We start from the raw sequence: 12,573 nt of genomic DNA on the forward strand, positions 1-12,573 counted from the left end.
ACCATATAGTTTAAGACGGTAATACAGCATTATGCATCGTACAAGTAGCATATCGGGTGGATGGAATCAGTCAGAGGGCTTAATTTTTCTAGAACAAACTCCAGCGCCTTTCGTGTTAATTACGGCTGCTGATACCGACATTCAAACTTTGGCAGCTGCGGTGACAAAATTACCTACAAGCTTTCCTGCATTAAGAGTCGCCAACCTGTTGCAGTTGCAGCAACAATTAAGCATAGATACTTATGGGGAGCAAGTTTTGGAACTTGCCCAGGTAATTATTTTGCGCCTTTTAGGAGGACGTTCTTACTGGGGTTATGGGTTAGAAGTAGTGCAAGAAATTGTGCAACGTAATGGTAAAACTCTTATTGTAATGCCAGGAGACGACGCTTTTGATCCCGATTTAATCTCCCACTCTACCGTACCTTTGGGTATTGTTAACCAAATATGGCAGTATTTTAGCGAAGGCGGTGTGGAAAATTTTGTTAATGCTCTGCAATTTATCTCTGATACTTGCCTGTTAACTGCATACAATCCCCCGCCACCCCGGCCAGTTCCGCGTGTGGGATTGTATGAATGGGGAAGAAGCATGGGAGTAGGGAGCAGGGAGCAGGGGGAAAATTCCTCTCCTCTGCCCGCTGCTCCCCGCCCCTCTGCCTCTTTTCAATGCCCAATCCCCAAAATCGGCATCCTTTTCTACCGCGCTCATTATTTAGCTGGAAATACCAAGGTAATTGATGCTTTATGCGAAGCCTTGGTACAGAAAAATTTACAACCTGTGCCGGTGTTTGTTTCCTCATTGCGTGAACCCGATGTTCAGGTTGAGTTGAGTGAATTTTTTCAACCCAAAGAAGCCGAATCAATAGCTGTGCTGCTGAATACCACCAGTTTTTCTCTAGCACGGTTGGAAAGCGAAACACCCCAAACTGAACTATGGGAAAAATTAGATGTGCCTGTGTTGCAGGTGATCCTCAGTGGCGGATCAATTGAGCAGTGGGAGTCACAGTTTCAAGGGCTTTCTCCCCGCGATATTGGGATGAATGTGGCGCTACCAGAAGTAGATGGGCGGATTATTACTCGTGCTGTGTCTTTTAAAGCAGTACAAACTCGTAATCCCCATTTAGAGACAGATGTGGTAATTTATGAACCAGTGAGCGATCGCATCGAGTTCGTTGCTAAACTAGCAGCAAATTGGGCGCGTCTGCGTTCCAAACCACCCCAAGAACGGCGAATTGCCCTAATTCTGGCAAACTACCCCAACCGCAATGGACGGCTTGCTAATGGTGTGGGACTGGACACTCCAGCTAGTTGTGTAGAAATCCTTCAAGCTTTACATCTAGCTGGTTATGAAGTAGAAAATCCGCCTGCTCAAGGAGATGAGTTGATTCAACGGCTGACAGATGGCGTAACAAATGACCCGGAAGGTCGAGAATCGCTTCCGGTAAACCAAAGTGTTTCTTGGGAAGACTATCAACAGTATTTCGCTTCTGTGCCGCCAGCAGTTCAGCAAGGTATTAGTGAAAGGTGGGGAGTAGGGGAAGAAGCAAGGGAGCAGGGAGCAGGGAGCAGGGGAGACGAGTTTTCACCTCTGCCCCCTGCACCCCGCCCCTCTGCGTCTTTCCCCGTTCCCGGAATTCAACTCGGCAACATTTTCGTGGGAATTCAGCCAGCAAGGGGTTATGATAATGACCCCAGTTTGAATTATCATGCGCCGGATTTAGAACCAACCCATGCTTATTTAGCTTTCTACTATTGGATAAGAGAATGTTTTGGTGCTGATGCTGTAGTTCATGTGGGAAAACATGGAAATCTAGAATGGCTACCTGGTAAAAGTGTGGCTTTATCCAGTAATTGTTATCCAGAAGTAGCTTTCGGCGCACTTCCCCACCTGTACCCGTTTATTGTCAATGATCCTGGTGAAGGTTCCCAAGCTAAACGTCGCGCTCAAGCGGTGATTATAGATCACCTCACGCCGCCCATGACTCGCGCGGAACTCTACGGTTCGTTGCAACAGTTAGAAAATTTAATTGATGAGTATTATGAAGCTGACAGTTTAGATCCTTCGCGTTTGCCAGTGATTCGCGATCGCATCCACGAACTGGTGATCAAAGAAAATCTCCATTTAGATTTAGGAATCCAAAATGAAACAGAAATTTTTAAGTCTGAATCCTTAATTTTAAATTCCATCGGTGGCTATCTTTGTGAATTGAAAGAAGCCCAAATCCGCGATGGGTTGCATATTTTTGGGCAATGTCCCCAAGGAAGGCAGCTACGAGACTTAATAGTAGCGATCGCTCGCATACCCAATCGCCATTCTTCAGGCATTACCCGTGCCATAGCTCAAGATTGGGGTCTAGATTTCGATCCCCTCACAGCCGATTTGTCAATGCCTAGCGGTGAATACTCAATAGTCAATGGCACAGAATGCCGTACCCTCGGTGATATCGTCGAAGTTCTAGAAGAACACGCCGCCCTCCTAGTAGAACAGCTAATAAATCAAAATTCTTCTTGTACAGACGCGATTCATCGCGTCTCCCCCCCCAGCAAAGACGCGATTCATCGCGTCTCTACCTGGATACGCGATCACCTCCTTCCCGCCCTACAAAAAACTCCCCAAGAAATCACCCACTTATTACACGGACTCGATGGCGGATATGTCCCAAGTGCCCCATCTGGTGCACCCACACGCGGCCGCCCGGAAGTTCTACCAACAGGGAGAAACTTTTATTCTGTCGATATTCGCGCCATTCCCACAGAAACAGCTTGGGATATCGGCAGAAAAGCAGCTGAAACCCTCGTTGAATATTACACACAAGAACATGGTGAGTATCCCAAAACACTAGGCTTATCATTGTGGGGAACAGCCACCATGAGAACAGGCGGTGATGATATAGCCGAAGCCTTAGCTTTACTGGGAGTTCAACCTGTATGGGATGGTGCAGCACGGCGAGTAGTGGATTTTGAAATTTTGCCCCTGGCGATTTTGGGCCGTCCTCGTGTAGATGTCACCTTGCGAATTTCAGGATTCTTCCGCGATGCTTTTCCCAACTTAATTGACTTATTCGCTCAAGCAGTGTCAGCAGTAGCAGACTTAAATGAACCGCCAGAGCAAAATCCCCTCGCAGATGCAGTTCGCCAAGAAACTGATTTGTGGACAAGCCAAGGATTAAGTGTAGAAGAAGCAGTAGTGCGATCGGGCTATCGCATCTTTGGTTCTCGTCCAGGTGCTTACGGCGCTGGACTCCAAGGTTTAATAGAATCGCAAAACTGGACAGATGACGAAGATTTAGCTCGCGCCTACATTAATTGGAGTTCTTACGCCTACTCTTCGAAAGCAGAAGCAGGGGAGCAGGGAGCAGGGAGCAGAGGAGAGGGAATTACTTCCCCCTGCCCCTTGCCCCCTGCCCCTCTGCCTCTTAAGAGTCCCCAGTCCCCACTTCCCTCCCCCGAAGCCTTCAAGCAACGCTTGGCGCAAATGCAAGTTGTCCTGCAAAATCAAGATAACCGTGAACACGACCTACTAGATTCCGATGATTATTACCAATTTCAGGGTGGCTTAACAGCGGCGGTGCGTTCTCTACAGGGAAAAAATCCCCAAACGTATTTTGGTGATAATTCCATACCCGCCCAACCACGCGTCCGCCAACTGAAAGAAGAAATTGCCCGAGTGTATCGTTCTCGCGTAGTTAATCCTAAGTGGATTGCGGGAGCCATGCGCCACGGTTACAAAGGTGCTTTTGAAATGGCAGCGACGGTAGATTTTTTATTCGCCTATGATGCAACAGCTAAATGTGTAGAAGATTATATGTATCAAGGCATAGTAGAAGCTTACTTGCTCGATCCAGTTGTGTCAGAATTTATTCAGCAAAAGAACCCTTATGCTCTGCGTGATATTGCTGAAAGATTATTAGAAGCACACAAGCGCAATTTGTGGGAGGATGTAAATATAGGAACATTAGAAGCTTTGAGGAACCTAGTACATCAAGCTGAAGCAGTTATTGAAGAAAAATCAATGGTGTAGGAAAGAAATATGGAAAATCTTGCGTATTTGCACCTAGCTTTCGCCTACGAAGACAGCACACCCAGTGAATTGGTCTCCCTCAGTTCTTTGTTTAACAAAGCAGCTGCACCAGACTGGAAACGGCTTTCTGGTAGGGCTTGGAAGTATATGTTGCCCCTCGCTCTGTCCTTGTCTATTCTTGGCGCTGTTACCAGCGTCATGGCACTAGAAAAAGGCGATCGAGGCCCTTCTGTCAGAAATCTACAACAAAAGTTGAAAACAGCAGGTTTTCATCAAGCTCCAGTCACCCAAGTATATGACGTATCCACACAAGAAGCTGTGCGGCGCTTCCAAAAGGCCGCCGGTTTACCAGTGGATGGCATTGTTGGAGCAAGCACCCTGCAAAAATTAGAAAACTGGCAAGCCAAAAAGCCCAGTACTACAACTACACAAGCTAAAAAAGCTACTGTTGTAAGTACACAAGCCAAAAAGCCCAGTACTACTAGTTCAGCTAGTAGCCAGCGCCGTAATCCCAACTACCTTTCTAAGGGGGATGAAGGTGAAGATGTGAGGGTTTTGCAAGAACGCTTAAGAGTCGCAGGCTTTTATTACGGAAACGCCACGGGGATATTTGGCCCAATTACCGAAGAATCTGTCAAGCGGTTCCAAGATTCTTACAAATTAAGCGTTGATGGAGTTGTTGGCCCAGCAACATTGCGTAAATTGCCGGGAGTTGGCATCGGTGATGGAGAAGAGGCTCCCAAAAACCAAAAGGTAGTCAATCGAGATAAACTCCGTGTAGGCGATCGCGGTGAGCCAGTTAGAATTATTCAAGAACAATTGATCCAGGCAGGATATTTAGAGGGAGAGCCAAATGGCTACTATGGCCCCTATACTGCCGATGCTGTAAGGAGATTCCAGGCAGCTAATTACTTGGCAGCAAGTGGCGTTGCTGGCCCAACTACGCGAGCTAAGTTATATAGCTCAGTTAATACTGCTAGCAAAAGCGAGTTTAATACCCTAGAAATCCAAACGCGACTACGGGAGCGGGGTTTTTATAAAGGCAAGTTGAATGGTGTGATGGCAGATGACACCAAAAAAGCGATTAAACAAGCCCAAGAATTCTACGGCATTAGTCTCAAGGATCTTAAGAGCGGACGCTTTTAACATCCGCTTTGGTGTTGTTAGTATCAATTCCCAACTGGTTGCTTGCCTCTAGTAACAGCAAATTACGAACTGCTCAAAATTCCACTTATTTGGTTAATTTGAGTAGTTTCGTCTTATTATCCACCAAGTGCTAAAGCGGCATCAGCGCCCGTTGGCACTTGGGACACACTGCATGAATGGTCATTTGACAGTCAAGCAGATGAAAACCTTCTTTTTGAGCGGTTTTCGACCCAATTTTTAAAATTGAGTCGTTTTTAAACTCTATGGTGGAGTTACACCTAACACAAATTAAGTGATGGTGATGATGAGGATAGGGCTGGTTGATCTCATAATGCTTATGTCCCTCGCCCAGTTCTAGTTCCCGTAAAATTCCCATCCTGGCCATCAACTTCAAAGTCCGATAAATAGTTGACAGGCTGATCCCTTCACCATCAGTTTCTAGTCGCTGATAAAGATCCTCCGCACTCAGATGTTCACCTTGCGGAAGTTCTTGAAAAATGTGTAAAATTGTTTCGCGCTGGGGAGTTAATCGCCAGCCTCGTTCGTTCAGTTCTGCCTTGAGTGAAGTAGTTGTGTAGACAGTCATACTAATATTTCTCAACAAAGCTCGTTAATTGAGAATATAACAAATCTTGGGAGCAATTTGCAACAATCATTGCCTATTGAGAATTCTTACTAAATATTTAAGAACAATTCATCAAATCTTGATCAAAATTCAAGTATTAAGCTGTACTGCATTTAATTTGCCTACAGTTAATAGTTAGGATACTTGTAACGATTGCATCCCTTGACTTTTAATTTTGAATCAGTAAATTTTGAATTGTTTATTTGATCCCTACCTTCAAGGTATCTGAGCAAAGGTCTGGGGAAAGTATTATTCGATTAAATGCAAATAATTTGCTATAAGCCTTTAAAAGGCTTTTGATCTGGGGATCAAATCAGCCCTTTGTCCCTAGTCATTTGTCAAGTGTAGTTTTCTAATGACAAATGACTAATGACAAATGACTAACTTAGAGATTCCAAATAGTCGCGGATGAGGTTGCGACGCTTGGGTTGACGTAGCTTTTGCAAAGCCTTGGATTCAATTTGTCTGACTCGTTCCCGTGATAAATCCAGAGCGCGGCCAATTTCTGCTAGAGAGTAAGGATGACCATCTGCCAAACCAAACCGCATTAAAATAACATCGCGTTCCCGGCTTGTCAAATCTGACAGAAGATGATGCAAGTCTCTTTGTAAAGATTCTCGCATTAACATTTCTTCTGGTGTTACACAGTCAGTTTCGAGTAATTCGCCTAACTCAGTGTCTTTATCCTTGCCTACTTTGGTTTCCAAAGAAACGGAGCGAGGAACCCGCAACAAAACTTCTCGTACTTGGGTCGGTGTCATCTCTAACTCAGTTGCTAAATCTTCTAGAGTTGGGGTGCGACCTTTTTCTTGAGCAATTTTGCGTTGGGCCTTTTTGATTTTGTTTAACTTTTCGGTAATATGGACAGGGAGGCGGATAGTGCGACTAGAAGTAGCGATCGCCCGTGTAATTCCCTGACGAATCCACCAGTAAGCATAGGTACTGAAGCGGTAACCCTTAGTTGGGTCAAATTTTTCTACAGCCCGCTCTAAACCTAATGTGCCTTCTTGGACTAAATCCAACAATTCCAAACCACGATTTTGATACTTCTTAGCAACAGACACAACTAGGCGAAGATTAGCCTTAATCATGTGTTCTTTTGCTTGGAGTCCTTGAGACTGAATTTGATCCAACTCTTCTACTGTCAACTTGGCAATTTCCGCCCAGCGACGTTTGCCATCTGCCAAAGTCGGTCTGAGATCCGATAAAATTATGTCAGCAGTAGCAGCCCACCTTTCTAAAGACGGGCGATGTCCTAGTTCCGAAGTCAGACGTTCCTGAACTTCAATTAACCTTAAATAGGGCGTAATCACTTCATCCCCTTGCTTGGCGGCGTTAGCAAGCACTATCCGCATCCGCAAGTAACGTTGGACTTTTTGAGCTTCTGAAACCTCTTCATCCCGCCCCAACAAGCGAACCCGACCAATTTCTTGAAGATATAGACGTACTAGGTCTGTACTACGACGGTTAGTGCTAGCAGCAAAGTTAGCATGGTCAACAGAAGCCATCTCTAGCTCCTGTAAATCATCTACCGATAACTCACTTTCATCAACCGTGAGATCCGAGTCCAAAGCCTGGCGGGACTTTTTGGTGTTGTAGGGGGCATCTGCATAAAAAGATGTTGCTGGCATAAAGATCGTCTCAATGGCTCCAGGTAACAATAGATTTCGGTCAGCTTAGATTACGGTCAGCTATTCAACTGTTGCTATTGTTCCCGTGATTCACGATGAACTAACATAGTTGAAGATTCCATTACAATTTTTTTAGAAATTAGTTGTAATGGTTCTATTGGATACACTATTACTGAACTTAATCGGCTGCTAAACTTTTGATTGAACCAATAGCTATTCAAATCCGCAGCTAGGTTTTCAATATTTAAACTACTTAGTTAACATTTCAACCTTGATGGTTACTGATAGTAACTTTTATAACAGGGTATAAACATACTTCAGTGAATATCATGTTTATAGTTGGCATAGTCACATTTACATGGCTATGAAAGTAATATCCTGACGATTTATCAATTTTTTCTCAGGATTATTCAGGTATAAGTAGAACTCATAGATATCGAGTAAGTGATTAGTATTAACGGTAAAAATTTTATTGACACAGAGAGGGTGAGACCTGAGACGCAGAGAATAAAATGTCCCTGCGTCTTCTTCGGTATCCCCTGTAAGCCGTTAATTTGAACTTGTACGACTACTAACTAGTAGTTGTATTCTGGTTTGATATCTCGCAGCATTAGTTCATCAAGGGCTTGTCGGGGTGTGACTTCACCCTGAAGTAAGCGATAAACTTGCTCAGTAATTGGAACAGGAATGTTTTGTTGCTTGGCTCGTTGCATCAAAACCCGGCAAGTATTCACTCCTTCAGCAGTTCCTTGTAAATTTGCGAGAGTTTCTATAAGTGACTTACCACCAGCTAGCTGGTAACCGACTTGGTAATTGCGACTTAAGGGACTATTGCACGTTGCTAACAAATCTCCTAGACCCGATAAACCATAAAAAGTTTCCGTCTTTGCACCCCAGTCATTGCCGATGCGAACCATTTCTGTAAGTCCACGGGTAACTAAAGCAGCTTTGGCATTGGTTCCCAGTTGTAAACCATCGCACACACCCGCTGCGATCGCAATGACATTTTTCAGTGTTCCCCCCAGTTCCACACCCAAGGGATCGGGATTGGTATATACCCGGAAACGATGAGAAGAAAATACTAACTGCACTATTTCCGCAGCCGTGGGAATATTACTGGCTACCACCGTGGCTGCTGGTAATTCCATTTGAATTTCTTTTGATAAATTAGGCCCAGACAAAACAACCACTGCATGTTTAGGGAATACTGTTTGCCAAATTTGCGACGGCGTGCAGATGGTTTGGGGGTCTAAGCCTTTCGTCGCCGTCACAAAAATTGTCTCTGGAGAAAGAGGGAAAGAATGGACTTGGGAAGCAACATCTCTCACACCAATCATCGAGATAGCAGATACGACTATTTGGACATCTTTTAAAACTGCTTGGAGAGTTTGGGAACCGTGACGCGACCACACGCCCACCCTATGACCATTCGCTGCGGCAAGATTTGCCAGAGATGCACCCCAAGCACCCGCACCAAGAATCGCTACAGATTTTAAATTAGTCATTAATCAAAAGTCTCCCCATCCTCTTAGCTCACCAATCTAAAATTTAAAATCTAAAATTGGCTGCGGGGGTAACGTTCCATTAATTCCCTAACTTGTTCAGCATGATATGAGCTTCTTGTCAATGGTGAAGAAACAACTTGTAAAAATCCAATTTCTTCGCCAAATGCCTTCCAAGCTGCAAATTGTTCTGGGTTGATAAACTCATTTACTTGCAAGTGTTTTTGACTGGGTTGGAGGTATTGCCCAATTGTCAAAATGTCACAATCGACGGTTCGCAAGTCTTGCATGACTTGGCGAATTTCGGCATCAGTTTCACCGAGTCCAACCATGATCCCGGATTTCGTGTATGTGCTAGGAGAAACTTGGCGAGAGCGCTGTAATAATTCTAATGTGCGATCGTAGTTACCTTGGGGACGCACCCGGCGATACAGGCGTGGCACAGTTTCGGTATTGTGGTTTAATACTTCTGGCGCAGCTTGTAGAATCAACTCTAGAGCATTCCAATTACCGCACAAGTCAGGAATTAAGACCTCGATTGTGGTGTTGGGTGAAACAGTGCGAACCGCATTAATACACGCTATAAACTGAGACGCGCCACCATCTGCCAGATCATCTCGGTTTACAGAAGTGATCACAACATGGTTAAGTTTCATGCGGCGAACAGCTTCTGCTAGTCGTGCAGGTTCGGTGGAGTCTAGTGGTTTGGGTTTTTTCTCAAAATCAATATCGCAGTAGGGACAAGCGCGTGTACAAGCCGGGCCCATAATCAAAAACGTGGCAGTACCGGCATTGAAGCATTCACCAATGTTCGGACAGGACGCTTCCTCACAAACTGTATTAAGGGCTAAATCCCGCAAAATGTCTTTAACGTTACCGATGCGCTCACGCTGAGGTGCTTTTACCCGCAACCAGTCTGGTTTTACAGTCACAATCCGCTTTTACCACTAGAGTTATACAAATTTAATCGTAGCAAGCAAAGCCTTGGGTGAAGCGATCATATATATAGATGTAATTCTGTCATTTGGCACAAGGTGTGATATTCTTAATTTACAATGCCATTTTTGTGGCGGGATGTGGCGCAGCTTGGTAGCGCACTTCGTTCGGGACGAAGGGGCCGCTGGTTCGAATCCAGTCATCCCGATTTTTATTGTACATTCGCAACGCTCATCGCATCCATGTATTGCAAGCAGTCCGGGTTGTACAACAAGGAACTTTTCAAGAGCTAGCTACTGTTGAAGGGCTATTTGCTCAGTTAATGGCTCGGCAAATAGTGTAGCGACTTTTGACATACTCCCCCGAATGCGCTTCCCTAAATTCGGGGGAGTATGTCAAAGAGCCTTTCTAGACAAGGCGTTTAGGTTCTATAACTAAATCTACAGCAGCGCTAAAATCCTTAACGATTAAGTTGGGGTGGTAAAGTTCCAATTGAGTGCGATCGCGGATACCAGATTCCACAGCCATCACCTTAATACCGTGATTTTTAGCAGCAGTGATGTCGGCTTCTGTATCTCCCACCATCCAAGTATCAGCCGCCGGGGGCAGTTCTTTTAATGCCCTAGCCATCAACAAGGGCTTATCTTCAATATCACGAGTTTTAACATAGTCGTTACTCAGGCAATAACAACGATTTTCTGGGAAAAATCTCCCTAAATCGTGTTTTTTGAAGGCATAATCTAGTTCCCGAACTCGGCGCATGGTCATAACTGCTAAATCAATTCCAGCTTGTTGAATTTTTAACAGTGCATCCACAGCACCGGGTGCGAGAGTATCATAGTTGAAATAAGGTTCTGTATGGACAGTTTGCCGCCGCAACTGGGCAAATTCTTGGGCTTGAGCTTCGTCTAACCCTGAATTTAAGGCGATTTGTTTTTCAGGAACACGCGATCGCTTTAACTGCCAAAATTCCGCTTTTGGAAGTTCTTGTACTACTTGGTCTGGGCGACGGGTTTTTTCCAAGCAAAATTGATAAACACGGTAGTACCGTTCCGAAACATCAATAATCGGGCCGTCGAAGTCAGTAATAAGTCTTAGCATCGGCGGAAATTGTTAAATTTTATTAAAATTATCGCAGCTGTGTGGCTATTTTGCGAGGGTATCAAGTCTAGCTAAGGGTTTTTTTGTAAACTCTTTTTCAGAAAGCATCGACGATGACCTGGAGGAAAATCTTCTAACTTTCCAAAAACTTCATATCCCAAATGCTGATAAAATTTGGGAGCCTGGAAACTGTAAGTAAAAAGATATGCGTTTAAGCAGTCACAATTAACAGCCTCTTGCTATGCCTCCAAAAGAAGTGCTTTTCCATATCCATAACCTCTTAACTCCTCTGCAACCTAGAGAGTAGCAATATGGAACCATCCCAAGCCGATAAAACCCTCCAAGCCATCCACTACATTTTTTCTGAATCACGAAGTAATAGAAACAGTGGCGTATATTGGTAATCTCCAATCTTACCTACATTAAAATCTTGAAGTTGCTTGTCAATAAAATCAACTTGTTTAGAGTCTGGCTGAATTTCAATTGATATTTTGTAATCAGGCATCATTGCAGCGTACCGCGTTTAATTTGTTCGCTTTCAATAGCTTCAAATAAGGCGCGAAAGTTACCTTCGCCAAAACCTTGAGCTTGGAAACGGCGTTCTATAAACTCAAAGAAAAATGTTGGCTGTTCAAATATTGGTTGGGTAAAAATCTGTAGTAACAAGGGTGCGATATTTCTTCCCTCTAAAGGAGCATATTCTTGCCAATCCACCAGAATTTCCTGTTGAGCGATCGCTTCTAGTTCTAGAGGTGATAGTGTAAGTCCTGGACGCTGTTTTAGCTGTGAGTAGTAGGTTTGCGGAACTGAGAGTAATGATAAACCACTGGCACGAAATTTAGCGATCGCACTCACAAGATTAGTCGTCCGCAAGGCAATATGTTGAATTCCTGGTCCCCGGTTGACATCTAGAAACTCCTGAATTTGGGAATTACTAGAAGCTGGTTCATTAATTGGCAATTGGACACTACCGTTACGCGAAACCATCACCTGGCTATGTAAAGCAGAGCGATCAGTTTTAATTTTAAATGCTTGCTGGGGTTGAAAATCTAAGATATTTTCGTACCAAGCGACAGCACGCTCTAATTCGCCAACTGCTACGTTCAACACTATGTGATCTATGGCGGTAAAAGTGTTGTCATTTGTCATTTGTCCTTTGTCAAAAACCAATGACCTTTCTATTAACGTATGAGTCAGTCCACCCCAGGCGGCAATTTTGCTCGACTTGAGGGATGTTGCGCCTACATTCTGTTCCTGGATGGGTTGTAGAATTGTAGCACCGTGTTTTTGAGCTAGTGCGATCGCAGCTTCCACATTTTCCACAGCAAAAGCGACATCTGCCACACCGGGTGGATATTGACGCAAAAACTCAGCTACTGGACTTGTGGGTAACAGTGGTGAAGACAGAAAAAAGCAGACAGCACCACTTTTGACCACTTCTGTACAAGTGTGAAATGAACTACTGCGATCGGCTACTGCTTGAAAACCAAGATGGTGTACAAACCAATCGCGCCATACTTTAGCGTCTTCTACATAGAAATGAACGTGATCAATTTTCATAGATACTGAAAATCCAGCATAACAGCTTATATATCTGTAAATTTTGCCTTTTTT

The 12,573-nt window shown here is 44.3% G+C and carries 10 protein-coding genes and 1 tRNA gene; 4 read left to right on the plus strand and 7 right to left on the minus strand.

The features are described 5' to 3' along the window. Window positions 1-31 precede the first annotated feature (31 nt). On the plus strand, window positions 32-4,018 hold the full coding sequence (cobN, locus tag ACEYW6_RS22760; protein WP_412981546.1) for a cobaltochelatase subunit CobN: 3,987 nt from the start codon (window positions 32-34) through the stop codon (window positions 4,016-4,018). Between the two features lie 9 nt (window positions 4,019-4,027). After that, window positions 4,028-5,164, plus strand: coding sequence for a peptidoglycan-binding protein (locus ACEYW6_RS22765; protein WP_412981547.1), 1,137 nt, complete (start codon window positions 4,028-4,030; stop codon window positions 5,162-5,164). A 130-nt stretch (window positions 5,165-5,294) separates the two neighbouring features. Here the strand turns inward: ACEYW6_RS22765 and ACEYW6_RS22770 are convergent, their stop codons facing one another. The 4 genes from ACEYW6_RS22770 to lipA all read right to left on the minus strand — a co-directional run bounded on the left by ACEYW6_RS22770 (window position 5,295) and on the right by lipA (window position 9,854). Next, window positions 5,295-5,750 carry a Fur family transcriptional regulator gene (locus ACEYW6_RS22770; protein ID WP_190728729.1) on the minus strand — a complete coding sequence of 152 codons (456 nt, stop codon included), beginning with the start codon at window positions 5,748-5,750 and terminating at the stop codon, window positions 5,295-5,297. 419 nt (window positions 5,751-6,169) lie between these two features. Beyond that, window positions 6,170-7,420 carry an RNA polymerase sigma factor SigC gene (gene sigC, locus ACEYW6_RS22775; RefSeq protein ID WP_412981548.1) on the minus strand — a complete coding sequence of 417 codons (1,251 nt, stop codon included), beginning with the start codon at window positions 7,418-7,420 and terminating at the stop codon, window positions 6,170-6,172. 575 nt (window positions 7,421-7,995) lie between these two features. Continuing rightward, complete coding sequence (locus ACEYW6_RS22780; protein ID WP_412981549.1) at window positions 7,996-8,925, minus strand: NAD(P)H-dependent glycerol-3-phosphate dehydrogenase; 930 nt, start codon at window positions 8,923-8,925, stop codon at window positions 7,996-7,998. Window positions 8,926-8,975: 50 nt separating this feature from the next. After that, window positions 8,976-9,854, minus strand: a complete 879-nt coding sequence (lipA, locus tag ACEYW6_RS22785; RefSeq protein ID WP_412981550.1) for a lipoyl synthase — start codon at window positions 9,852-9,854, stop codon at window positions 8,976-8,978. 138 nt (window positions 9,855-9,992) lie between these two features. Between lipA and ACEYW6_RS22790 the strand changes: the two genes are divergently transcribed. Together ACEYW6_RS22790 and ACEYW6_RS22795 are read left to right on the plus strand one after the other, a co-directional pair. After that, window positions 9,993-10,066 (plus strand) — tRNA-Pro (locus ACEYW6_RS22790). A gap of 6 nt (window positions 10,067-10,072) precedes the next feature. Further along, window positions 10,073-10,201, plus strand: a complete 129-nt coding sequence (locus ACEYW6_RS22795; RefSeq protein WP_412981551.1) for a hypothetical protein — start codon at window positions 10,073-10,075, stop codon at window positions 10,199-10,201. A 65-nt stretch (window positions 10,202-10,266) separates the two neighbouring features. Here ACEYW6_RS22795 and ACEYW6_RS22800 read toward each other — a convergent pair whose 3' ends face one another. The 3 genes from ACEYW6_RS22800 to hppD all read right to left on the minus strand — a co-directional run bounded on the left by ACEYW6_RS22800 (window position 10,267) and on the right by hppD (window position 12,519). Then, the gene (locus ACEYW6_RS22800; RefSeq protein ID WP_196510482.1) at window positions 10,267-10,959 is read right to left on the minus strand and encodes an HAD family hydrolase; all 693 of its coding nucleotides are present in this window, start codon (window positions 10,957-10,959) and stop codon (window positions 10,267-10,269) included. 352 nt (window positions 10,960-11,311) lie between these two features. Then, entirely contained in the window at window positions 11,312-11,467 is a 156-nt protein-coding gene (locus ACEYW6_RS22805; protein WP_412981552.1) for a hypothetical protein, read from the minus strand. Further along, window positions 11,464-12,519 carry a 4-hydroxyphenylpyruvate dioxygenase gene (hppD, locus tag ACEYW6_RS22810; RefSeq protein ID WP_412981553.1) on the minus strand — a complete coding sequence of 352 codons (1,056 nt, stop codon included), beginning with the start codon at window positions 12,517-12,519 and terminating at the stop codon, window positions 11,464-11,466. Before hppD ends, ACEYW6_RS22805 begins: the two co-directional genes overlap by 4 nt. Window positions 12,520-12,573 lie beyond the last annotated feature (54 nt).

This window comes from Nostoc sp. UIC 10607 (assembly GCF_047228265.1).
GTDB lineage: Bacteria > Cyanobacteriota > Cyanobacteriia > Cyanobacteriales > Nostocaceae > Nostoc > Nostoc foliaceum_A.